The organism is Microvirga sp. RSM25, assembly GCF_044784385.1.
In the GTDB taxonomy this organism is placed as follows: domain Bacteria; phylum Pseudomonadota; class Alphaproteobacteria; order Rhizobiales; family Beijerinckiaceae; genus Microvirga; species Microvirga tunisiensis.
Genome location: NZ_CP173039.1, coordinates 328,200 through 350,332, shown reverse-complemented (window position 1 = coordinate 350,332; position 22,133 = coordinate 328,200). Strand labels below are relative to the sequence as shown.

Sequence of the window (22,133 nt, the reverse complement as noted above, 5' to 3'; positions counted from 1 at the left end):
AAGAAGGACCACAGAGGTCTCATCATGGCACATGCAGCTGATGCCGCTCATGCGGATCACCACGATCATCTTCCGAGCTTCTGGCGCCGGTGGTTCTATTCCACGAACCACAAGGATATCGGCACGCTCTACCTCATCTTCGGCTTCACGGCCGGCATCGTCGGCGGCCTTCTGTCCATCGGCATGCGCCTGGAGCTCCAGGAGCCCGGCCTCCAGTTCTTCTCGAACCCGCAGGCCTTCAACGTCTTCGTGACCGGTCACGGCCTCATCATGGTGTTCTTCATGGTGATGCCCACGCTCATCGGGGGCTTCGGCAACTGGTTCATCCCGCTCATGATCGGCGCGCCGGACATGGCCTTCCCGCGGATGAACAACATCTCCTACTGGCTCACCGTTTCGGGCTTCTGCCTGATGCTCTGCTCGCTCTTCGTCGAAGGCGCTCCAGGCTCGCTCGGCTTCGGCGGCGGCTGGACGGTCTACCCGCCGCTCTCGACCGTGGGCCATCCCGGCCCTGCGCTCGACTTCGGCATCCTGGCCCTGCACCTTGCCGGTGCGGCCTCGATCCTGGGCGCGATCAACTTCATCACCACGATCCTCAACATGCGCGCTCCGGGCATGACGCTGCACAAGATGCCGCTCTTCGCCTGGGCGATGCTGGTGACCGCGTTCCTGCTGCTCCTGTCGCTGCCGGTTCTCGCGGGTGCGATCACGATGCTGCTCACCGACCGCAACTTCGGCACGACCTTCTTCGAGCCGTCGGGCGGCGGCGACCCGGTGCTCTATCAGCACCTGTTCTGGTTCTTCGGCCATCCCGAAGTGTACATCATGATCCTGCCGGCCTTCGGCATCGTGTCACACATCATCTCCACCTTCTCCAAGAAGCCGATCTTCGGCTATCTCGGCATGGCCTACGCCATGGTGGCGATCGGCGTGGTCGGCTTCGTCGTGTGGGCGCACCACATGTACACCGTCGGCCTCTCGCTCCAGACACAGGCCTACTTCGTGTTCGCCACGATGGTGATCGCGGTTCCGACCGGCGTGAAGATCTTCTCGTGGATCGCCACCATGTGGGGCGGCTCCATCCGCTTCACGGCGGCCATGCAGTGGGCGGTGGGCTTCGTGTTCCTGTTCACGGTCGGCGGTGTTACCGGCGTGGTGCTGGCGAACGCTCCCGTCGACCGGTACATGCACGACACCTACTACGTGGTGGCTCACTTCCACTACGTGCTGTCGCTCGGCGCGGTCTTCGTGATCTTCGCAGGCATCTACTATTGGTTCCCGAAGATCACCGGCTACATGATCCCCGAATGGATCGGTAAGCTGCACTTCTGGGTGGCCTTCATCGGCGCCAACGTGCTGTTCTTCCCGATGCACTTCCTCGGCCTCTCCGGCATGCCGCGCCGCTATGCGGATTATCCGGACGCCTTCGCCGGCTGGAACCTCGTCTCCTCGATCGGCTCCTACATCTTCTTCGCCGGTCTCTTCATCTTCATGTTCGGCGTCGTTTATGCCTTCATCCGCAAGGAAAGAGCTGCCGACAATCCGTGGGGTGAAGGTGCAACGACGCTGGAATGGACCCTGTCCTCTCCGCCTCCGTATCACCAGTTCGAGACGCTGCCCCGCATCGTCGACACCGGACACTAACTAAAGCGAGCCGGGCGGCCCTATGCCGCCCGCTCCTCCCCAGAGGGCTTGCGATGACAAGCCTTCCGGCGAGGAGCCGACAATCCGGAGGCTTTTTTGGCCTCGTCCCGGCATTTCGGAAGATCAATCAGTCATGAGCACCATGTCGAACAGTTTGGCCGATAACCACGCAGAGCAACTTGCCACGGCAGGCCTCTCGCAGGGTGACGTGTCCGACTTCTTCGCCCTCCTCAAGCCGCGCGTGATGTTTCTCGTCGTGTTCACGGCGCTCGTCGGCATGGTCGTGAGCCATCCGGACGTTCATCCGGTCGTGGCGTTCGTGTCGCTGCTGATGATTGCCGTCGGCGGCGGCGCGTCAGGCTGCCTGAACATGTGGTGGGATGCGGATATCGACGCCATCATGATCCGCACCCGCAAGCGTCCGATCCCGGCCGGGAAGATCCAGCCGGGTGAGGCTCTGGCCTTCGGCGTGACGCTCTCCGTCGGCTCGGTGATCATTCTCGGTCTCGTCAGCAACTGGCTTGCGGCCGGGCTGCTCGCCTTCACGATCTTCTTCTACGTGGTCGTCTATTCCATGTGGCTGAAGCGCTCGACGCCGCAGAACATCGTCATAGGCGGTGCGGCGGGCGCCCTCCCCCGATCGTCGCGCAGGCTGCCGTCACCGGTCATGTCGCGTGGGACAGCGTCGTGCTGTTCGCCATCATCTTCATGTGGACGCCGCCCCATTTCTGGGCCCTGGCTCTGGTGAAGTCGGGCGATTACGAGCGCGCCGGCATTCCGATGATGCCGAACGTCGCCGGCCCCGATTCCACGCGCTTCCAGATCCTGGCCTATACCGTTCTCCTGGCCCCGCTGGGCCTGGCTCCGGTGGCTCTCGGCTTCGGCGGGCTGGCCTATGCCATCATCGCGCTGATTGGAGGCCTCGGCATGCTGGCGCTCGCGGTACAGGTCTATCGCGTGCGCCAGGGCGAGCCCGCCATGCGCGTGGCCCAGCAGCTCTTCGGCTTCTCGATCCTCTATCTCTTCCTCCTCTTCGCGACCCTTCTCGCGGAGCATGGCTTCGGCTTCTTCCGGCCGGTCTTCGGGTGATCGGATGGCCGGTAACAAAGCTCCTCATAGCCTGACCCCCGAGGAACAGAAGCGCCGTCGCAAGCGTTCGCTTGCTCTGGCGCTCATTCTCGGTGCCCTCGTGCTGATTTTTTACGTGGTCACGATCGCAAAGCTTGGGCCGGGCGTCATGCAGCGGCCTCTGTGAGATTGAATCGATGGCAGAAACCTCCAACCTTCAACGCAAGATGCACCGCACGGCCTTCGCCTGCGTCGGCGTCGCCGTGGGAATGGTCGGCCTCGCGTATGCTTCCGTGCCGCTCTACGATCTCTTCTGCAAGGTCACCGGCTTCGGCGGCACCCCGATCGTCCGCGATGCCAACGGCTCGGAGGTCATGGACCGGACGATTGCCGTCCGCTTCGATTCCAATGTCGCGCCCGGCCTGAACTGGCGCTTCGCGCCGGAGAAGCCGGAGGTCAAGGTCAAGCTCGGCGAGACCACGACGGTCTATTACAAGGTCACCAATACCGGCGACAAGGCGAGCACGGGCATCGCCACCTACAACGTGCAGCCCGATCTCGCCGGGACCTATTTCTCCAAGCTCGAATGCTTCTGCTTCACCGAGCAGACCCTGCAGCCGGGCGAGACCCTGGAATCAGCGGTCGTATTCTACGTCGATCCCCGCCTCGTGCAGGATCCCGACGTGAAGGACCTGACCTCTCTCACCCTCTCCTACACCTACTTCCCCTCCAAGGGGGGCAAGCCGGTGGCGGAGGTGACATCATCCACCAAACCCATTGCGCAATAAGGGACGTGACAAGCTGGGCGGAAACGTCTTAAAGCGAGTTCACATTTGAGGCACGGAGACGACACGAAATGGCCGAGGCCCACGCCAAGAACCACGACTACCACATTCTTGAACCGAGCCCGTGGCCGCTCATCGGCGCGGTCAGTGCCTTCCTGATGGCATCCGGGTTCGTGACCTGGTGGAAGGACATCGCCATCGCCGGGATGCATCTCGGTCCGTTCATCTTCGGCGCGGGCATCATCGGCGTGCTCTACACCATGCTCAGCTGGTGGACAGACGTGGTGCGCGAGGCCAATACCGGCTACCACACCCGCGTGGTCCAGCTTCACCACCGCTACGGCATGATCATGTTCATCGCCTCGGAGGTGATGTTCTTCGCTGCCTGGTTCTGGGCCTATTTCGATGCCGCCCTCTATGCCGGCGACCCGCAGCTCTATGCCCGCGTCGAGGCTCTCGGCGGCGTCTGGCCGCCCAAGGGCATCGAGACCTTCGATCCCTGGCACCTGCCGCTCCTCAACACCCTGATCCTGCTCACCTCCGGCACCACGGTCACCTGGGCGCACCACGCGCTGCTGGAGAACGACCGTCAGGGGCTCAAGGCGGGCCTGTGGCTCACGGTGATCCTGGGCCTGATCTTCACCTGCGTTCAGGCTTACGAGTACAGCCACGCCACCTTCGGCTTCAAAGGCAACATCTACGGCGCCACCTTCTTCATGGCGACGGGCTTCCACGGCGCGCACGTGATCATCGGGACGATCTTCCTGGCCGTCTGCCTGCTGCGCACCTATCGCGGCGACTTCACGCCCAAGCAGCACCTCGGCTTCGAGTTCGCGGCCTGGTACTGGCACTTCGTCGACGTGGTGTGGCTCTTCCTTTTCGCCGCCATCTACGTCTGGGGCTTCGGCGGCCACGCAGCCGGCCACTAAGCCGCTCAGTATGACAAACTCAGCAAGGGCGGCTCTCGAAGCCGCCCTTCGCTTTTTGGGCTCCCCGGCACCATTGGCTCGGGAGTTCGTTGACCGGCAACCGTTTGGAGAAAAGCCGTGGCACACGATCCTTCCGCCCCCTCCCCCATCATCACCGGCCTCAAGGGCCTGTGCCCCCGCTGCGGCAAGGGACATGTGTTCAAGGGCTATCTGAAGGTTCAGCCGAAATGCGAGGTCTGTGGCCTCGATCTCGCCTTCGCCGATACCGGCGACGGCCCGGCCTTCTTCGTCATGTCCATCGTCGGCATCGTGGTGGTGGCGCTCGCCCTCTGGGCCGAGTTCGCCTATTCCCCGCCGATCTGGCTCCATCTCGTCATGTGGTCCACTCTCAGCATCGTCCTGAGCCTCGCCCTCGTCCGTCCGCTGAAGGGCGTTCTGGTCGCCCTGCAATATCACCACAAGGCCGAGGAAGGGCGCTTCCAGAAGTGATGGCCGCCTCCCACAAGGCCCGCTCGCTGATCGTTCCCGGATTGGCGGCGCTGGTCGCCCTCGCCATCCTGATCGGCCTGGGCACCTGGCAGCTCCAGCGCAAGGCGTGGAAGGAAGACCTGATCGCGCAGATCGGGGCCCGGGCCTATGGCGAGCCCGGCGCCATCGTCCCGGAGGCGGACTGGGCCTCCTGGCGCGCCGATCAGGACGAGTTCCGCAAGGTGCGGCTGACCGGCTCCTTCCTGCACCCGTTCGAAGCCCCCGTTTACGGCCTCGCCCCCGGCGAGCGCCAGGGCGCGCCGATCCAGGGCTATTACCTGATCACGCCCCTGAAGCTCGCGAACGGCTCCATCGTGATGGTCAACCGAGGCTTCGTGCCCACGGACCTGCGCGACCCGGCCCGGCGCCCGGAGAGCCAGCCGCAGGGCGAGGTGACGGTCACCGGCCTCGTGCGTGCGCCCGAAGCCCGCAATCCCTTCACGCCCAGCGACGATCCCGCCCGGAACCAGTGGTTCGCCCGCGACCCCCAGGCGATTGCAGTGGCCCACAATCTCGAACGTGTGGCGCCCTTCCTGATCGACGCGGATGCCAGCCCCAACCCGGGCGGCTGGCCGCGAGGCGGCCAGACCCCGCTCACTCTGCCGAACAACCATCTGCAATACGCGGTCACCTGGTTCGGCATCGCGCTGACCCTGATCGGCGTCTTTACCGCTTTCGCCCGGGGTCGGTTGAAGGAGCCGGGTTCAGCCGAGCTGAAATAGGACGAAGAGGCCGAAGCCGAGGATGATCAGTCCGGCGCTAACGACCTTGGCGACGAACAGCCACGCCAGAAGAGCCTCGTTCTCGGCCTTCCGCTCCGCGCGCTCGGCGCGGGTCATGCCTTCCTGAGCCTTGAATTGCTGCGCATAGAGGGACGTCGTCATGTCGTTGCTGGTGGCACCATCTTTTTCGAGTTCGATGCGCTGGGCCATAACGCCGACGATAAGTCCGAGAATGCCTAATCCAAGGAAGCCCGCGAGCAGGAACGCGCCCACGACCACCCCCGCCAGCACGCCGACCAGAACGGGCAGCAGGATCCAGTCGATCCGGGTCATGCGCACGGGCAAAAGCATCTCCGAACGAGACGAGCTTGGCTTATGATCCTATGTAATATACCATGCTTCGCATGTTCACGCTCGTCATTACCGTAACCCATCTCACGATGCGCCTTGCAGGGCGCACGGGAGAGGCTTTGCGCGGTTAGACAAGCGTCGAGCATTCCCGGCAAGCCCTGCGGAGACGAGCAGGGCTTCTCGAAGGTTCCGTTCGCCTCCGCCTCATCCAGAGGAGAGCGACATGAACGCGGAACCAGCTGTCCATCCGCCCAATCCTACCGACGACGTCGTCATCCGTGCGGCGCGTCCTATCGATTGTGAAGGAATCGCCGCGCTGGGGAATATGCCCGGCTATCGCTGGGGCACTTTGCGCCTGCCCTATCAAAGCCCCGAAGAGACCCGCAAACGGCTTGAAGGCAATGGCCCCAACAATGTCAGTCTCGTGGTAGAGAAGAACGGCCGGATCATCGGTCTGGGCGGTTTCGAGCGCCTGCCCGGCCGCCGCTCCCATGCGGCCTATCTCGGCATGGGTCTGCATGACGACTTTCGCGGCCAAGGCATCGGCTTCCGGCTTTTGCGCGAAATCATCATGATCGCCGACGACTGGCTGAACCTGCGCCGGATCGAGCTCACGGTCTATGTGGACAACGCGCCGGCCATCGCGCTCTACAAGCGTAACGGTTTCGAGATCGAAGGCACCCACCGGGATTTCGCCTTCCGGGGCGGGGTCTTCGTCGATGCCTATGCCATGGCGCGGATAAAACCGTGAAATCTGCGACCGGATGCGGCTTGCCGCAACCGGTCCATACCCATAATGTCCGGCCGAATTTCCAGGAGATCGAACGTGCTCCATGTCTCGACCCGGGGGAAGCCCCCGCGCTCGGTTTCGCCGATGCCCTGCTGACCGGTCTTGCCCGGGACGGCGGCCTCTACCTGCCGGAAAGCTGGCCGACCCTGGCCCGGGAGACGATCCGGGGCTTTGCCGGCAAGCCCTATGCGGACGCCGCGAAGGCCGTGCTCGGGCCGCTCGTCGACGGCGACATCCCCGAGGCCACGCTCGGGCGCATGATCGACGAGTCCTACGCGTCGTTCCGGCATGCGGCCGTCTGCCCGCTGACCCAGATCGGCGACAATCTCTTCGTGCTCGAGCTGTTCCACGGCCCCACGCTCGCCTTCAAGGACGTGGCGATGCAGCTTTTGGGCCGCCTCATGGATCACGTGCTCAAGGCCCGTGGAGCGCGGGCCACCATCGTCGGTGCCACCTCGGGCGATACCGGCAGCGCCGCGGTCGAGGCGTTCAAGGGCCTGGATCAGGTCGACATCTTCATCCTCTACCCCCATGGCCGCGTCTCGGACGTGCAGCGCCGGCAGATGACGACGGTGGCCTCGCCGAACGTGCATGCGCTCGCCGTCGAGGGCAACTTCGACGATTGCCAGAACATGGTGAAGGGCATGTTCAACCATGCCCGCTTCCGCGACGAGCTGCAGCTCTCCGGTGTGAACTCCATCAACTGGGCCCGCGTCGCCGCGCAGGCGGTCTATTACTTCACCGCCGCCGTCGCGCTCGGCTCCCCTCACCGGCCGGTTTCCTTCTCCGTGCCCACCGGCAATTTCGGCGACATTCTCGCCGGCTGGGCCGCCAAGCGGATGGGCCTTCCCGTCGAGCAGCTGATGATCGGCACCAATGCCAACGACATCCTGGCCCGCACGCTGGGCTCCGGTTCCTATGAGATCAAGGGCGTGCAGCCCACGACCTCGCCGTCCATGGACATCCAGATCTCGTCCAATTTCGAGCGCCTGCTGTTCGAGGCCTATGGCCGCGACGGCGGAGCGATCCGGCGCCTGATGGCGAACCTCAATCAGTCGCACGCTTTCATGATCGACGCACAGCCGCTGTCGCGCATCCGCGAGGAGTTCTCGGCTCGGGCCGTGAACGAGGACAGCGTCGTCGCCGAAATGGCCGAGACCTACCGCACGACCGGCTACGTGCTCGATCCGCACAGCGCCGTCGGCACCCGCGCCGGACGCGCCTTGCTCAATGAGAATCCCGAAACTCCCGTGGTGGCGCTTTCCACCGCTCATCCGGCCAAGTTCCCGGATGCGGTCGAGCGCGCGACGGGCGTTCGCCCCGCACTTCCGCCGCACATGGCTGATCTGATGGAGCGCAAGGAGAGCTTCACGGTTCTTCCCAACGACCAGGCTGCGGTCGAGCGCTTCATCCGCGAGCGCGCGCGGGCGGTCAAAGGCGCCGCCGCATGAATCAGCACTTCGTCCGCGAGAAGCGGGTCGACATCACCACCCTGTCCAACGGCCTGATGGTGGCGACCGAACGCATGCCCGAGATCGCCACCGCGACGCTCGGCGTCTGGGTCGGCACCGGCTCACGGCACGAGCGTCCCCATGAGCATGGCCTGTCGCACCTCATCGAGCACATGGCGTTCAAGGGAACGGCCCGCCGCTCCGCGCGCCAGATCGCCGAAGACATCGAGAATGTGGGCGGCGACATCAACGCCGCGACGAGCGTCGAATACACGAGCTACACCGCCCGCGTTCTCGGCGCGGACGTGGATGTCGCTCTCGATGTGCTCGGCGACATTCTCATCAATTCCGCCTTCGATCCCGGCGAGCTCGCCCGTGAAAAAGGCGTCATCCTGCAGGAATACGCCGCCGTCGAGGACACGCCCGACGACCTGATCTACGACGCCTTCATGGAAACGGCATTCTCGGGACAGGCCGTCGGACGTCCGATCCTCGGCACGCCGGACACCATCAAAAGCTTCGACGAGGCGACGATCCGCGCCTTCCTGGCGCGGGAATACACACCGGGCAAGATGGTGCTCGCAGCCGCAGGCGATGTGGACCATGCTCAGATCGTCGACATGGCGGAACGCCTCTTCGGCGGCATGCCCGCAATCGCCCCGCAGCAGCCGGAATCGGGACGCTACACGGGCGGGGAGAGGCGGATTTCACGCAAGCTCGAACAGGCCAATCTGGTGCTCGGATTGCCGGGCCTTTCGTTCAAGGATCCCGGTTATTACGCCGTCCATCTCTTCGCCCACATGCTCGGCGGCGGATTGACGTCGCGCCTCTGGCACGAGGTGCGCGAGACCCGGGGCCTCGCCTATTCGATCGATTCCTTCCACTGGCCCTTCTCCGATTGCGGTCTCTTCGGCATCGGCGCCGGAACGGCAGGCTCGGACGTGCGCGAGCTGATGGACGTCACGCTCGCCTGCATGGCTCAGGCGACCCAGGACATCAGCGAGATCGAACTCGTGCGCGCCAAGGCGCAGATGAAAGTCGCGCTCCTCACCGCTCTCGAGACACCCGGCGGCCGCATCGAGCGCGTGGCCCGCCAGCTCCTGTCCTGGGGACGCGTGGTGGCGAGCGAGGAGATCGTCAGGAAGGTCGATGCTCTTGAGGTGGAGCATGTGCGCGAAGCCGGACGTCGCCTGCTGAAGAGCGCACCCACGCTCGCGGCCATCGGCCCCATCAAAGGGCTGCCATCGCTGGACAGCATCGCCTCAGGGCTGCAGGGCTGAATTTTCCGCCACACCTTCCCTTTGGTCACGGGCGATTCTCCTCAATCCCGCCGCAAACTGGTCTCATGGCCACATAGTAACGATAACAAATGAGTCCTGCGGACAAGTGGGGAGCCTCTCCGGCTCCAGCTTGCTCTCAAGGCTCCTGACCGGTACCAATCCTGTTCCACTGTTTAGTACCGGACGAAAGACCGAAGCATTGCGGATCGTATCTTTCGCCATAACCCTTCTTTTGGCGACATTCCTGGGGCTGGCTTTGCCGTCGACCGGCTGGGCGGTGGAATCCGTTCGCGTCGACCCTAAGATGAAGGCCATCGACCTCACCCCGGCCATCGAGCGCTACAACTCGGACGGGGACGAGATCAGGATCTCGACGGCGCCGGGGCGTGACGGCATCGTCCGCCGCATTGCCGTGAAGGCGCGTGAGGCCGGCACGCGGCCCGACTGGATCGTCTTCGCACTCACCAACGATACCGACGAGCAGGTGGACCGCCTCCTCGTCGCTCCGCACTTTCGCCTCACCGGCTCCGGCGTTCTCTGGCCCGATCTCGGCGCGACCCGCATCGCGGCGATCACTGCGAGCCAGGGGATCAGGCCGGACCGCGACGACAGCGAGGATGCGGACATCTTCCTCATTACCCTCGATCCGGGCACGACTGTCACCTTCGTGGCGGAGCTGCGCTCCAACAACCTGCCCCAACTCCATCTGTGGGACGCGAATGCCTACAAGGACCGCATCAACGGGCTGACGCTCTACAAGGGCATCATTATCGGCATCGCGGGCCTTCTGGCCCTGTTCCTCACCATCGTCTTCGTGGTGAAGGGTGCCCTGATCTTCCCGGCGGCGGCGGCTTTGGCCTGGGCGGTGCTGGCCTATGCCTGCATCGATTTCGGGTTCTTCCAGCGCATCTTTCCGATAAGCGAGGCAACGGAGCAGATCTACCGCGCCGGTGCGGAGGCGGTGCTGTCGGCAACGCTCCTCGTCTTCCTTTTCGCCTATCTCAACCTGAACCGCTGGCACGTGCGCTACAGCCACGTGACGGCCTTCTGGCTGCTGTTCCTCGGAGCCATGGTGGCGCTCGCCATCGTCGATCCGCCGGTGGCCTCGGGCGTGGCTCGGATGTCCATTGCGGCCGTTGCCGGCATCGGCTTCGTCCTCGTGATCCATCTGGCGACGCACGGCTATGACCGGGCCGTGATGCTCGTCCCGACTTGGCTCCTTCTGGTGGCTTGGGTGACGGCGGCGAGCTTCACGGTCGTGGGCCAGCTCTCGTCGGATCTCGTTCCGCCTGCCCTCGTCGGCGGCCTTGTTCTGGTGGTCATGCTCATCGGCTTCACCGTGATGCAGCACGCCTTTGCCGGCGGCGCCTTCACCCGCGGCTTCGTGAACGACACGGAACGCCGGGCCCTGGCCCTGACGGGTGCCGGCGACATCGTGTTCGACTGGGACGTGGTTTCCGACAACATCTTCGTCAGCCCGGAGGTCGAACATCAGCTCGGGCTCAAGCGTGGCTCGCTCGAAGGCCCCGCCTCCGCCTGGCTCAACCTGATTCACCCCTTCGACAAGGACCGCTACCGGCTCGCCCTCGATGCGGTGATCGAGCAGCGCCGGGGCCGCCTGACCCAGGATTTCCGCCTGCGTTCTTCTTCGGGCACCCACAATTGGTTCCGCCTCAAGGCCCGCCCGGTGATCGGCTCGGACGGCGAGGTGCTGCGCATCGTCGGCACTCTTGCCGACGTCATGGATAGCAAGACCGCCGAGGAACGCCTGCTGTATGACGCGGTGCACGACAACCTGACGAGTCTACCGAACCGACAACTCTTCTACGACCGGTTGGAGGCGGCCCTCACCTACGCCAGCCAGGACGATTCGTTGCGTCCCACCGTACTCGTCATCGACATCGACAAGCTGAAGGATGCGAATGCCACGGCGGGCTATGCCGCCGGCGATTCGGTGCTGCTCACCCTCTCCCGCCGCCTGAGTCGCCTGCTCAAGCCGCAGGACACCCTGGCGCGCATCTCGGGTGACGAGTTCGCGATCATCCTGCTTTCCGAGCGCGAACCGGATCGCATCATCTCCTTTGCCGACATGGTGCGGCGCGTCGTGACGACGCCCTTCACCTATGCGGAGCGTGAGATCTTCCTCACTGCCTCCATCGGCATCGCCCTGTACGATCCGCAGATCGCCGCACGGCGCGAAGAGGTGCTGCGGAACGCCGAGATCGCCATGGCTCATGCAAGGCGCCACGGCGGCGACCGGATCGAGGTCTTCCGGCCCACCATGCGCTCGGATCGCAGCGACCATTTCACGATGGAAACCGACCTTCGCCACGCGCTCGACCGCAACGAGATGAAGGTGCTGTTCAAGCCCATCGTGCGCCTGGAAGACCGGACCATCGCCGGGTTCGAATCCATGCTGCGCTGGGATCACCCGCGCCTCGGCCGCATCGGGCCCGAAGACTTCATGTCGATTGCCGAGGAAACCGGCCTCATCATCAAGTTGAGCGTCTTCCTGCTGGAGCAGACCGGGCGCGAACTCGCCGCCTGGCAGAACGCGCTCGAAGTCGAGCCGCCGATCTTCGCCAGCGTCAACATGTCGAGCCATCACCTGCTGCGCCACGATCTGCTGCAGGACGTGAAGACGGTCATCGCCCGCTCGGGCGTTATTCCCGGCACTCTCAAGATCGAGATGACCGAGAGCCTCGTGATGGAAAATCCGGAATACTCGGCCCAGATGCTCACGCGCCTGCGCGATCTCGGGGCAGGCCTCTCGCTCGACGATTTCGGCACGGGCTATTCCGCCCTCTCCTATCTGCAGCGCTTCCCATTCGACACGATCAAGGTGGACGAATCCTTCGTGCGCCTGATGGCCGCCGGCAAGCCCGTCATCCTGCGCTCCATCGTGAAGATGGCGCATGAGCTCGGCATGGCGATCGTGGCGGAAGGCGCAGAGAGCGAATCCGAGGCCATCGAGCTCTACCAGCTCGGCTGCGAATATGCGCAGGGTCCCGTGTTCGGAGAGCCGATGTCGACGCTGCAGGCCCGCCAACTCGTCGGCGCGGCCCCGGCGGCAGCTTAGAGCATCACTGTTTAGGCGTGGCCGGTTTCCATCGACAGCATGGCCGGCTCGATCCCGATCCGGCGCAGGGCCATCTCGTAGCGCAGATCGGCGGCGGTGTTGAAGATCAGCTCCGCGTCGGCCGGGCAATTGAGCCAGCCATTGGCCTGAAGCTCCATCTCGAGCTGTCCGGCGCCCCAGCCGGCATAGCCCAGTGCCAGCACGGCATTCTCCGGCCCGTCGCCGCGGGCAATGGCCCGCAGGATATCGATGGTTGCGGTCAGGCAGATGCTGTCGTCGATGGGCAGGGTCGATTGGGCGAGATGAAAGTCCGGCGAGTGGAGGACGAAGCCCCGGCTCGTCTCCACAGGCCCTCCCATCAGCACCTGCATGCTGCCCACCCTTTGCGGCAGCCGGATCCGCTCCGGTTCGGGAAGGATCTCGAGCTGCACCAGCAGATCCGGCATGTTCAGGTTGGCGGCGGGCCGGTTGAGGACGATCCCCATCGCGCCTTCCGCCGAATGGGCACAGACATAGATGACGGATCGCGCGAAACGCTCGTCCATCATGCCCGGCATGGCCACGAGGACCTGCCCATCCAGGTAAGGGGATTCGGTATCGTAGGGAGGAAGCTGAGAGCCCATATTCCAAATTCTGCCTTGCCGGACCTGCCGTCTGATCACAGGATCGTGGATGGCGGACCCGAAGATAAAACGCATAAGGGAAGCGCGTCAGGGAGGCGTCAGTTCCATGGCATTCATGCTCCGCACCGTTTCGGCCGCGATTTTTTCGATTTTGTCCTTTGCCGCGGTTGTCGCGCAACCGTCCAAGCCGACCGCCGTCACCCAGGGTTTTCACTCTCAGGCCCGTCTGATCTCAGGCGGCCGGCAGGGCGATGTCTGGCTTGCCGGCATCGAGATCACCCTCGACCCGGGCTTCAAGACCTATTGGCGCAATCCGGGCGATTCCGGTCTGCCGCCCCGTTTCGACTGGTCGCGATCCGAGAATGTGGCCGGCGCTGACATCCGCTTTCCCGCCCCGTACCGGCACATGGATGCCGCGGGCGTGGCCTATGTGTACGGCAAGAAGGTCGTTCTGCCGGTCCTGGTCACGGCGAAGGACAGGGACAAGCCGGTCACGCTTGTGCTTTCGGCCGAATACGGGGTCTGCAAGGATATCTGCATCCCGGCCCGAGCGGATCTGACCCTGGACCTGACCCAGGATGGCCCGGACCGCAGCGTCATCGAGGCCGCTCTGGCGAAGGTGCCGCGCCCGCAGGCCTTGGGGGCGCAGGCCGATCTGTCCGTCCTCTCCGTCGAGCCCGCGATCCACGACAAGCCCACCTTCTCCGTCACCGTCCGTGCTCCGGAGGGCGCAAAACCCTCCCTCTTCGCCGAGGGCCCGGAGAACTGGTATCTCTCGACCTCCCTGCCCGACGACGCGAACCGCTTTACCGTGATCGTGGATGAAAAGCCCAAGGATGCCTCGGGCCCGATTCCCGTGCGCCTGACCCTGGTGGCGGGCGGAAGGTCCGTCGAGACGGAAGTCAGCCTCGACGGCAACGGGCAACCGCGCTAGGGATGAAGCACACAACGGCATCCCTTTGGAGTAATATGCCCATGCCCATCCAGGTTGGAGAACGCCTTCCCCAGGTCACCTTCCGCATCATGACGGCGGAGGGGCCCGTGGCCAAAACGACGGACGATCTGTTCAAGGGCCGCAAGGTGGTTCTCGTCGCCGTGCCCGGCGCCTTCACCCCGACCTGTCATCGCAACCATCTGCCCGGCTACGTGCAGAAGAAGGACGAGATCAAAGCCAAGGGCGTGGATTCCATCCTGGTGACCTCGGTCAACGACGTCTTCGTTCTGGAAGCCTGGAGCAAGGCCTCCGGCGCCGAAGGCATCGATTTTCTGTCCGACGGCAATGCCGATTTCGCCAAAGCCATCGGCCTCTCCATGGACGGCTCGGGCTTCGGCCTCGGCACGCGCTCGCAGCGCTATTCCATGGTTGTCGACGACGGCGTGGTGAAGGCGATCAACGTGGAGGACGCTCCCTCCAAGGCGCAGCATTCCGGCGCCGACAACATCATGAAGGATCTCTGATCGCTCTCGGGGCATATCCGGGAACGGAGTGCAACGGTGTCATTCCCGGCCGGAGCGCAGCGGAGGGGAAGGGAATCCATCAACTCATCGCTTGATCGTGGATCCCCTTCCCTCGCCTGCGGCTCGCCGGGGATGACACCGTAGCGCCTCCTCGGCGCTGCGCATCAAACAAACGTCGTGGCCGGCACGAGGCCGGTGATGACGTGGGAGAGTGTCATTCTCGTCCGGCCTCACCAGCCGAAACGGTCAGACGCTGACCCTCCGGCCCTGCCTCTTGAACGGCTTCATGGCGGCAACGGCGAGTTCGTCGACGCGGATATTGGTCGGATCGTCCGCATGGCCCTTCACCCAGTGCCAAGCGACGTCGTGCCGGGACGCGGCTTCGTCGAGCTCCCGCCAGAGATCCTCGTTCTTCACCGGCTTGTTGTCGGCCGTGCGCCAGCCGCGCCGTTTCCAGTTGTGCATCCATTGCGTGATGCCTTGGCGGACATACTGGGAATCCGTGAACAGATCGACCGCGCAGGAACGCTTGAGGGCGTTCAAGCCCTCGATGGCCGCGCGGATTTCCATGCGGTTGTTGGTAGTATGCGCCTCCCCGCCGGAGACCTCCTTCTCGCTGCCCTTGAAGAACAGGATCGCGGCCCAGCCGCCCGGTCCAGGATTTCCCGAGCAGGCTCCGTCCGTGTAGATCATCACGCGCTCAGGTGTGCTCATGCGTCGAGTCCGTATTCGCGCGCATGCTTCACATGGCGGTGGAAGTTGAGCTTGCGGTCGTATTCCAGCGGGTCCTTCGGCTTCACCAGCGCACCCGGCGGCACGTTGAGCCAATCCACCAGCCGCGTCAGCATGAAGCGCATGGCCGATCCCCGGCAGAGCACCGGCAGGGCCTCGACTTCTCGCGGCTCGAGCCGGCGAACGGACTGATAGCCTGCGAGCATTGCCTTGCCCTTGGTCAGGTTGAACGAGGCGTCGATCTCGAAGCACCAGGCGTTGAGGCAGATCGCGACGTCGTAGGCGAAGGAATCCGTGCAGGCGAAGTAGAAATCGATCAGTCCCGAAACCTCGGAGCCGATGAAGAAGACGTTATCCGTGAAGAGATCCGCGTGGATGATGCCGGAGGGCAGATTGCGGGGCCAGGTGTCCTGCAGGCTCGCGAGCTCGCGCCGCGTCCGCTCGGCGAGGCCGGGAGACACCGTGTCGGCCTGGGCCTCGGCCTGCGCGAAGAGCGGCGCCCAGGCTTCCAGCGAAAGCGCGTTGGGCCGCTGCATGGAGAAGTCATGTCCGGCGAGATGCAGCTTCGCCAGGGCGGCACCGAGCGCGCCGCAATGCTGCGCCGTGGGGCGGCGGACCGCGATGCCGTCCAGAAACGTGATGATGACCGCGGGCCGTCCGGCCACCCGGCCGAGAGGCTCGCCGCGGCGGTTGTCGACCGGCAGCGGACAATTCAGCCCCTTCAGCGCCAGATGCTGCATGAGGCCGAGGAAGAAGGGCAGATCGTCCTCCCGCACCCGCTTCTCGTAGAGGGTCAGGATGTACGAGCCCTTCGTGGTATGAAGGAAATAGTTGGTGTTCTCCACGCCCTCGGCGATGCCCTTGTAGGAGAGCACCGTGCCGATGTCGTAGGTTTCGAGGAAGGCCGAGAGCTCCTCGTCGCCGACTTCCGTATAGACTGCCACCGCTTACTCCGCCGCCTGCTCACGAAGCTCGCGAGGCAAAGGAAAGAACACGCTCTCATCGGCCGTCGACACGCTCTCGACCGACACCTCGTAGCGAGCCGCGAACGCGTCGATGATCTCCTCGACGAGGATCTCGGGTGCGGAGGCGCCGGCGGTGATGCCGAGGCTGCGGATGTTGTCGAACAGGCTCCAGTCGATGTCCTCGGCCCGCAGGATCAGCCGGACCAGGGGGCAGCCCTCCCGCTCGGCGACCTCGCGCAAACGCTGGGAATTGGAGGAATTCGGCGAGCCCACCACGATCATGGCATCGACCTGGGGCGCCACGCGCTTGACCGCGCCCTGGCGGTTCGTGGTGGCGTAGCAGATGTCTTCCTTGTGCGGCCCGACGATGGATGGGAACCGCGCCTTCAGGGCATCCACCATGTCCTGGGTATCGTCGACGGAGAGCGTCGTCTGGGTGACGAAGGCGAGATTGTCCGGATCCGCAGGCTGCAGCCGGGCGATATCGTCCACGGTCTCGACCATGGTGGCCGCTCCTTGAGGCAATTGCCCCATGGTGCCGATCACCTCCGGGTGCCCCGCATGACCGATCAGGATGATGTGGCGGCCGCGCTTGTGGTGGACCTGCGCCTCCCGGTGCACCTTGGTCACCAGCGGACAGGTGGCGTCGATCCCAAAGAGGTTGCGCGCCTCTGCCGCCTCCGGCACCGACTTGGGGACCCCGTGGGCCGAGAAGATCACCGGAGCCTGCGTATCCGGCACCTCGTCGAGCTCCCGGACGAAGACCGCGCCCTTCCGCTTCAGGTTTTCCACGACATATTTGTTGTGCACGATCTCGTGGCGCACATAGACCGGCGCGCCATGGATCGCGAGCGCCTTCTCGACCGCATCGATGGCACGGACGACCCCGGCGCAGAAGCCGCGCGGGGCACAGAGCAGAATGTCGAGAGAGGGCTTCGTCATGATCTGGCGATGTGGCGAGACGAGGCCCCTCCTGTCAAGCGGGAGCGACGCTTATTCGCGGCGGAGATGACGCCCTCCGACGTCATGGCCGGGCATGTCCCGGCCATCCCGACCACATGAAACATCACGCCTTTTAGATCGGGATCACCGGCACAAGGCCGGTGATGACGTGGAGTGGCCTTCCCGAACCTGTGCGATGAGGCACGAAGCGGGGCTGTTCCGGTCAAGAATCGCTCGCTCTTGCCCATAAGAATCCCTAGAAAGGTGAAACAGCCCTTCATTTCCCCTGATCGCTCATGGCCTCCACCGCTTCCCACGTCAGCTTCCTTCCACCCATCCTGACCTTCTGCGGGGCGGCGGTTGTGGCCGTGCCCGTGTTCCGCCTCTTGGGACTGAGCGCCGTGTTGGGCTATCTCGCGGCCGGCGTCGCCATCGGCCCGTCGGGCCTGAGCCTTGTGGAGGACCCGGAGACCATCGCGACGGTCGCGGAATTGGGCGTGGTGCTGCTTCTGTTCATCATCGGGCTAGAACTGAAGTTGTCCCATCTCTGGGAGATGAAGCGGGACATTTTCGGCCTCGGCTTCGCTCAGCTGACCGTGACGGCCCTCTGCCTCGGTGCCGCTGCCTACGCCATCGGCTTCTCGCCCAAGGCGTCCTTCGTCACGGGCGTCGCCGTCGCGCTTTCGGCGACAGCCATCGCCCTGCAGATGCTGGGCGAGAGAAACGATCTGCCGACCCCTTACGGCCAGCGCTCCTTCGCGATCCTGCTGTTCCAGGATCTGTCCGTCGTTCCGCTCCTGGCCATCCTGCCGCTTCTCGCCTCCGGGGCGGCTGCGGATCATGGTTCACTCATGGATCGCCTCCTGGCAGTCGGCGAAGCGCTTCTCGGCATCACGGCCGTCGTGCTGATCGGCCGTTACGGGCTCAATCCCTTCTTCCGTATCCTCGCCCGCAGCGGCGCCCGCGAGGTCATGACCGCCTCGGCGCTGCTCGTGGTGCTCGGCGCCGCCCTGCTCATGCAGGAGGTCGGCCTCTCCATGGCGATGGGTGCGTTCCTCGCAGGATTGCTGCTCGCTGAATCGAATTTTCGCCACCAGCTCGAAGCCGATATCGAGCCGTTCCGCGGCATGCTGCTCGGCCTGTTCTTCATGAGCGTGGGCATGTCGATCGATCTGGCCCTCGTTCGCGAGCAATGGGTGCTGCTCGCCATCGCCGCACCTGCAATCATCATCGGCAAGAGCCTTCTCATCGCCGTCCTGTCGAAGCTGTTCGGCGCAAGCTGGCGCGATGGATTGCGGTCGGGAACGCTTCTGTGCACGGCGGGCGAATTCGCCTTCGTCCTTCTCCCCGTTGCGATGGGGCTCGGCGTCATGTCTCCGGCCGAGGCGCAGCCGGTCACGGCGCTCGCCGCCATCACGATGCTGCTGGGCCCGCTCCTGTCGACCTTCGTCGAGAAGATGGTCGCCAGGAGCGGCGAGAGCGAGGAAGACCCGGATCTGCAGGGACTTCCCGGTCAGGAAGGCGAGCTTGAGAGCCGCGTTCTCGTGATCGGCTTCGGCCGCTTCGGGCAGATCGTGAACCAGGTTCTGCTGGCGCAGGGCATTCACGCGACCGTGATCGACAAGGATGTCGAGCGCATCCGCGATGCGGGGCGCTTCGGGCTCCAGGTCTATTACGGCGACGGCACCCGCCTCGACGTGCTGCGCGCGGCCGGTGCAGAGAAGGCCGAGATGATCTGCATCTGCATCGACGATCAGGAAGCGATGATGAAGATCATCGAGATCATTCATGAGAACTTCCAGAACGCCCGCAGCTTCGTGCGCGCCTTCGATCGCATTCACGCCATCGAGCTCATGAACCGGGATGTGGATTATCAGATCCGCGAGGTGTTCGAATCCGCCATCGTCTTCGGGCGGGCGGCGCTCGAGGAACTCGGGACCGAGCCCGATGCGGCGGCTTCCGCGGCCAACGACGTGCGCAAGCGCGATATCGCGCGCCTCGTGCTGCAGAAGGAAGTCGGCACCATGGGCGGCGCCGAGCTCGTGGTGGGCGCCAAGATCACCCCGGAACCGCTTACGGTTCCCACGAGCAGGGCCAGGGCGCTGAGCCCGGAGACGCGAGACATCCTCGGCGAAGGCGTGACGTGATGGATGCTGAGCCTTCGGTGAAGAAAACCGACATGACGAGTGAGTCACCGCGCTTCGTGGTCGGCTCGACCATGCGCCACGTTCTCGTCATGACGGGAACGGCAGCAGCCGGCCTCATTGCGATCTTCATCGTCGACCTCGTTTCGCTGCTCTACATCTCCTGGCTGCACGATCCGAGCCTGACGGCCGGCGTCGGCCTCGCCACAGTGGTGATGTTCTTCACGGTCTCGATCAATGTGGGCCTGATGATTCCCATCGGAGCGCTCGTCTCGCGCTCCCTCGGGGCGCGCCGGCCCGACGATGCGCGCCGCCTGGCGACCTCGTGCAGCATCCTCATGGCGGCGGTCGCAGCCCTCGTGAGCCTGATCATTCTGCCTCTGCTGCCGTTGATCCTGGGTACGATGGGCGCACGCGACGAAGCCTACGAGGTCGCGAAGAGCTTCCTCTGGATCGCGCTGCCGACGAACGTTCTTATGGCCATCGGCATGGCGTTCTCCACCGTCCTGCGCGCTGCGGGCGATGCCAAGCGCAGCATGTATGCCAGCCTGTCCGTGGCAGCCGTCACGGTCGCTCTCGATCCAATTCTCATCTTCGGACTGGGCCTGAAGGCCAACGGCGCGGCGCTGACCATCAACATCGCGCGCGTCGCCTATGTCTATGTGGCCTTCCTTTACCTCACTCGTGCCCACCACCTTCTGGCCCGGCCCGACTGGACGTCGATCGCCGGTGATGCGCGGTCGTTCTTTTCCATTGCGATCCCGGCTGTCCTCACCAATATCGCGGCTCCCATCGCCAACGCCTTCTTCATGGGGGTGATGGCGCAGTTCGGCGATCAGGCGATTGCCGCCTCGGCGATCATCGACAGGGTCACGCCCGTGTCCTTCGCGGGCGTCTTTGCGCTCGCCGGAGCCATCGGCCCTGTGCTCGGGCAGAACTGGGGCGCGCAGCGCTATGACCGCATGAAGCAGACGCTCAAGGACGCACTGATCTTCACGGTGGCCTATGTCGGCAGCATGTGGCTGATCCTGTTTCTCGTGCGAGTCCCGATCACCCAAGCTTTCAATGCACCGCCGGCAACGGCCGAGATCGTCCAGTTCTTCTGCCAGCTCAGCGGCTTCATCTGGTTCTTCGTCAGCCTCGTCTTCGTGGCCAACGCCTCGTTCAACAACCTCGGCTATCCCCTGCTCTCCACCTTCTTCAACTGGGGACGGGCCACGCTGGGCATGATTCCCTTCGCCTATTTCGGGGCCCAGATCGGCGGCCCCAAGGGGGCCCTCCTGGGGATCGGCGCGGGATCCGTGGTGTTTGGAATTGCAGCCGTCATCACTGCGTTCTGGACAATCCGGCGTTTGGAGAGGCAAGCTGTTCGAGCCGTGTGACGTTCCAGGCGCATCGGGCTCAAAATGTGGATCCGGTTTTTCGCTTACGCGGCCCTTCGGGTCGCGCACAACGATCCGCCGGCCTAAGAAGTGCCGCAGGCGTTTCAATTCGAGGAGGCTGCCATGTTCAACTGGTTCGACCTGATGCGCCAAGCCCAGACCAATGCGGCCCTGGCCTCCCTCGCGCAGCAGTTTAACCTTTCAGGTGATCAGACGCAGAAGACCATGGCGGCCTTCATGCCGGCCTTCGCCATGGGGCTGCAGCACGCCACCGCGTCCAGCGATCCTGCCCGCCTGTTCCAATCCATGATGAGCGGCGCCTACCAGAATTTCTGGCAGGCCGCCGGCAACCCTTTCACCCCGCAGGCGCAGCAGGAAGGACGACGGCTGCTCGACCAGCTCTTCGGCTCCGACGAGATCAGCCGCCGCGTGGCACATCAGGCCGCCGACTACGCGGGCGTCAGCACCGAGACCATGCAGCAGTTGCTGCCGGTTCTCGCCGGCGTCATGGCGGGAGGCATGTCGCATTGGATGACGGCGCACGCGCATGCGATCCAGTCCATGGCATCCTCCAAGGACGGCGCGAAAGACAAGCCAAGCGGCGCCGTCAACCCTTGGGCGGATCTCTGGGCAGGCTGGACGACCGCGACGGCGCCCGAGAAGAAGCATGCCAATCCGTTCGAGGACATGATGGCAAGCGTTCTGCAGATGCAGATTCCGCAACCGCCCAAGCAAGCGCCCAAGGAGGAGCCGCGACCCTCGCCGTCCTTCGACGAGATGATGGAAAAAGGACGCGAGATGCAGTTGCAGTATCTCGCGTCCCTGCAATCGATCTTCAGCGATGCCTGGAAGACGGATTCTTCGAAGTCCTAGGCGCAGCGCTTGACCGGCGTCACCATGGGAACCACGGGTCGGGCCTGCCTGGCCGAGTAGTCGGGCTTTTCAGCGCGGGAATGTCGCTCCGCACTTCGAATCAGCACCCATGACGGATTGCGCGTGAACGGCTCGGCGAGCGCGCTCGACACATCGTTGCGCGTCAACCCGATATCCTTGAGCATCCTGTCGTCGAACTCGGCGAGATGTTTGACCTCCCGGCGGTGCCTCAACGCTTGCGTGAGAGCGACGAACGAACGGGTGAACTGCTTCAGGGCAGCCATTCCTGAGAAGGGCGTCGTCGAAAATGCAGACCGGTTCATCGGAGGTCTCCTTGCTCTCACTTTCAATTCAATTGCCTTGAAACAGCTTGTTACAGCGTTTCAA

Annotated in this window: 20 protein-coding genes and 2 pseudogenes; 16 read left to right on the top strand and 6 right to left on the bottom strand. The window is 64.2% G+C overall.

Going from position 1 to position 22,133, the window contains the following annotated elements; genetic code table 11:
* Positions 1-24: 24 nt before the first annotated feature.
* From ctaD to ACD578_RS01620, 7 genes and pseudogenes are all read left to right on the top strand, one after another.
* A complete protein-coding gene (gene ctaD, locus ACD578_RS01650; protein WP_404290288.1) occupies positions 25-1,644 on the top strand; it encodes a cytochrome c oxidase subunit I in 1,620 nt (539 codons plus the stop codon).
* Between the two features lie 133 nt (positions 1,645-1,777).
* Positions 1,778-2,733 (top strand): annotated as a pseudogene (locus ACD578_RS01645) (heme o synthase).
* A gap of 4 nt (positions 2,734-2,737) precedes the next feature.
* Positions 2,738-2,899 (top strand): hypothetical protein, encoded by a 162-nt coding sequence (locus ACD578_RS01640; RefSeq protein WP_162866276.1) that lies wholly within the window; start codon positions 2,738-2,740, stop codon positions 2,897-2,899.
* A gap of 10 nt (positions 2,900-2,909) precedes the next feature.
* Positions 2,910-3,500, top strand: a complete 591-nt coding sequence (locus tag ACD578_RS01635) for a cytochrome c oxidase assembly protein (protein ID WP_152711785.1) — start codon at positions 2,910-2,912, stop codon at positions 3,498-3,500.
* A 68-nt stretch (positions 3,501-3,568) separates the two neighbouring features.
* On the top strand, positions 3,569-4,426 hold the full coding sequence (locus ACD578_RS01630) for a cytochrome c oxidase subunit 3 (RefSeq protein WP_152711787.1): 858 nt from the start codon (positions 3,569-3,571) through the stop codon (positions 4,424-4,426).
* Between the two features lie 117 nt (positions 4,427-4,543).
* On the top strand, positions 4,544-4,915 hold the full coding sequence (locus ACD578_RS01625) for a DUF983 domain-containing protein (protein WP_404290285.1): 372 nt from the start codon (positions 4,544-4,546) through the stop codon (positions 4,913-4,915).
* Positions 4,915-5,676, top strand: a complete 762-nt coding sequence (locus ACD578_RS01620) for an SURF1 family protein (protein ID WP_404290283.1) — start codon at positions 4,915-4,917, stop codon at positions 5,674-5,676. The genes ACD578_RS01625 and ACD578_RS01620 overlap by 1 nt, the downstream gene beginning before the upstream one ends.
* Here ACD578_RS01620 and ACD578_RS01615 read toward each other — a convergent pair.
* The gene (locus tag ACD578_RS01615) at positions 5,659-6,015 is read right to left on the bottom strand and encodes a hypothetical protein (protein WP_152711791.1); all 357 of its coding nucleotides are present in this window, start codon (positions 6,013-6,015) and stop codon (positions 5,659-5,661) included. The genes ACD578_RS01620 and ACD578_RS01615 overlap by 18 nt on opposite strands.
* 235 nt (positions 6,016-6,250) lie before the next feature.
* Between ACD578_RS01615 and ACD578_RS01610 the strand changes: the two genes are divergently transcribed.
* The 4 genes and pseudogenes from ACD578_RS01610 to ACD578_RS01595 all read left to right on the top strand — a co-directional run bounded on the left by ACD578_RS01610 (position 6,251) and on the right by ACD578_RS01595 (position 12,627).
* A complete protein-coding gene (locus ACD578_RS01610) occupies positions 6,251-6,778 on the top strand; it encodes a GNAT family N-acetyltransferase (protein ID WP_404290280.1) in 528 nt (175 codons plus the stop codon).
* Between the two features lie 75 nt (positions 6,779-6,853).
* Positions 6,854-8,268: pseudogene (thrC, locus tag ACD578_RS01605) on the top strand (threonine synthase).
* Positions 8,265-9,548 carry a M16 family metallopeptidase gene (locus ACD578_RS01600; RefSeq protein WP_404290278.1) on the top strand — a complete coding sequence of 428 codons (1,284 nt, stop codon included), beginning with the start codon at positions 8,265-8,267 and terminating at the stop codon, positions 9,546-9,548. The pseudogene thrC and the gene ACD578_RS01600 overlap by 4 nt, the downstream one beginning before the upstream one ends.
* Positions 9,549-9,747: 199 nt before the next feature.
* Positions 9,748-12,627 carry an EAL domain-containing protein gene (locus tag ACD578_RS01595; protein WP_404290276.1) on the top strand — a complete coding sequence of 960 codons (2,880 nt, stop codon included), beginning with the start codon at positions 9,748-9,750 and terminating at the stop codon, positions 12,625-12,627.
* A gap of 11 nt (positions 12,628-12,638) precedes the next feature.
* Here the strand turns inward: ACD578_RS01595 and ACD578_RS01590 are convergent, their stop codons facing one another.
* Positions 12,639-13,250: a YqgE/AlgH family protein gene (locus ACD578_RS01590; RefSeq protein WP_152711798.1), complete on the bottom strand. Its 612-nt coding sequence runs from the start codon at positions 13,248-13,250 to the stop codon at positions 12,639-12,641.
* A 106-nt stretch (positions 13,251-13,356) separates the two neighbouring features.
* On the opposite strand from ACD578_RS01590, the gene ACD578_RS01585 reads away from it, so the two are divergent.
* Complete coding sequence (locus ACD578_RS01585; RefSeq protein WP_404290273.1) at positions 13,357-14,184, top strand: protein-disulfide reductase DsbD domain-containing protein; 828 nt, start codon at positions 13,357-13,359, stop codon at positions 14,182-14,184.
* A gap of 41 nt (positions 14,185-14,225) precedes the next feature.
* Positions 14,226-14,708, top strand: coding sequence for a peroxiredoxin (locus tag ACD578_RS01580; protein ID WP_152711801.1), 483 nt, complete (start codon positions 14,226-14,228; stop codon positions 14,706-14,708).
* A 246-nt stretch (positions 14,709-14,954) separates the two neighbouring features.
* On the opposite strand, the gene rnhA is transcribed toward ACD578_RS01580, so the two are convergent.
* The 3 genes from rnhA to ispH are packed head-to-tail and all read right to left on the bottom strand — an operon-like array spanning position 14,955 to position 17,347.
* Positions 14,955-15,422 carry a ribonuclease HI gene (rnhA, locus tag ACD578_RS01575; RefSeq protein WP_404290271.1) on the bottom strand — a complete coding sequence of 156 codons (468 nt, stop codon included), beginning with the start codon at positions 15,420-15,422 and terminating at the stop codon, positions 14,955-14,957.
* Positions 15,419-16,384, bottom strand: coding sequence for a homoserine kinase (locus tag ACD578_RS01570; RefSeq protein ID WP_404290269.1), 966 nt, complete (start codon positions 16,382-16,384; stop codon positions 15,419-15,421). Before ACD578_RS01570 ends, rnhA begins: the two co-directional genes overlap by 4 nt.
* A gap of 3 nt (positions 16,385-16,387) precedes the next feature.
* Positions 16,388-17,347, bottom strand: coding sequence for a 4-hydroxy-3-methylbut-2-enyl diphosphate reductase (ispH, locus tag ACD578_RS01565; RefSeq protein ID WP_404290267.1), 960 nt, complete (start codon positions 17,345-17,347; stop codon positions 16,388-16,390).
* Positions 17,348-17,643: 296 nt separating this feature from the next.
* On the opposite strand from ispH, the gene ACD578_RS01560 reads away from it, so the two are divergent.
* The 3 genes from ACD578_RS01560 (at position 17,644) to ACD578_RS01550 (ending at position 21,746) form a co-directional block, all read left to right on the top strand.
* Positions 17,644-19,494: a monovalent cation:proton antiporter-2 (CPA2) family protein gene (locus tag ACD578_RS01560; RefSeq protein WP_404290265.1), complete on the top strand. Its 1,851-nt coding sequence runs from the start codon at positions 17,644-17,646 to the stop codon at positions 19,492-19,494.
* 32 nt (positions 19,495-19,526) lie between these two features.
* Entirely contained in the window at positions 19,527-20,873 is a 1,347-nt protein-coding gene (locus ACD578_RS01555; RefSeq protein ID WP_404290263.1) for an MATE family efflux transporter, read from the top strand.
* Positions 20,874-20,996: 123 nt separating this feature from the next.
* Entirely contained in the window at positions 20,997-21,746 is a 750-nt protein-coding gene (locus ACD578_RS01550) for a DUF937 domain-containing protein (RefSeq protein ID WP_404290261.1), read from the top strand.
* Here ACD578_RS01550 and ACD578_RS01545 read toward each other — a convergent pair.
* Positions 21,743-22,069, bottom strand: coding sequence for a DUF1127 domain-containing protein (locus ACD578_RS01545; protein WP_404290259.1), 327 nt, complete (start codon positions 22,067-22,069; stop codon positions 21,743-21,745). The genes ACD578_RS01550 and ACD578_RS01545 overlap by 4 nt on opposite strands.
* Between the last annotated feature and the right edge of the window lie 64 nt (positions 22,070-22,133).

Excerpts from the sequence above, each read along its gene's own strand:
- rnhA (WP_404290271.1), bottom strand. The coding sequence starts at position 15,422 with ATGAGCACACCTGAGCGCGTGATGATCTACACGGACGGAGCCTGCTCG.
- ispH (WP_404290267.1), bottom strand. The coding sequence starts at position 17,347 with ATGACGAAGCCCTCTCTCGACATTCTGCTCTGTGCCCCGCGCGGCTTC.
- ACD578_RS01580 (WP_152711801.1), top strand. The coding sequence starts at position 14,226 with ATGCCCATCCAGGTTGGAGAACGCCTTCCCCAGGTCACCTTCCGCATC.
- ctaD (WP_404290288.1), top strand. The coding sequence starts at position 25 with ATGGCACATGCAGCTGATGCCGCTCATGCGGATCACCACGATCATCTT.
- ACD578_RS01635 (WP_152711785.1), top strand. The coding sequence starts at position 2,910 with ATGGCAGAAACCTCCAACCTTCAACGCAAGATGCACCGCACGGCCTTC.
- ACD578_RS01610 (WP_404290280.1), top strand. The coding sequence starts at position 6,251 with ATGAACGCGGAACCAGCTGTCCATCCGCCCAATCCTACCGACGACGTC.
- ACD578_RS01620 (WP_404290283.1), top strand. The coding sequence starts at position 4,915 with ATGGCCGCCTCCCACAAGGCCCGCTCGCTGATCGTTCCCGGATTGGCG.
- ACD578_RS01640 (WP_162866276.1), top strand. The coding sequence starts at position 2,738 with ATGGCCGGTAACAAAGCTCCTCATAGCCTGACCCCCGAGGAACAGAAG.
- ACD578_RS01560 (WP_404290265.1), top strand. The coding sequence starts at position 17,644 with ATGGCCTCCACCGCTTCCCACGTCAGCTTCCTTCCACCCATCCTGACC.
- ACD578_RS01585 (WP_404290273.1), top strand. The coding sequence starts at position 13,357 with ATGGCATTCATGCTCCGCACCGTTTCGGCCGCGATTTTTTCGATTTTG.
- ACD578_RS01590 (WP_152711798.1), bottom strand. The coding sequence starts at position 13,250 with ATGGGCTCTCAGCTTCCTCCCTACGATACCGAATCCCCTTACCTGGAT.
- ACD578_RS01550 (WP_404290261.1), top strand. The coding sequence starts at position 20,997 with ATGTTCAACTGGTTCGACCTGATGCGCCAAGCCCAGACCAATGCGGCC.
- ACD578_RS01600 (WP_404290278.1), top strand. The coding sequence starts at position 8,265 with ATGAATCAGCACTTCGTCCGCGAGAAGCGGGTCGACATCACCACCCTG.
- ACD578_RS01630 (WP_152711787.1), top strand. The coding sequence starts at position 3,569 with ATGGCCGAGGCCCACGCCAAGAACCACGACTACCACATTCTTGAACCG.
- ACD578_RS01545 (WP_404290259.1), bottom strand. The coding sequence starts at position 22,069 with ATGAACCGGTCTGCATTTTCGACGACGCCCTTCTCAGGAATGGCTGCC.
- ACD578_RS01555 (WP_404290263.1), top strand. The coding sequence starts at position 19,527 with ATGACGAGTGAGTCACCGCGCTTCGTGGTCGGCTCGACCATGCGCCAC.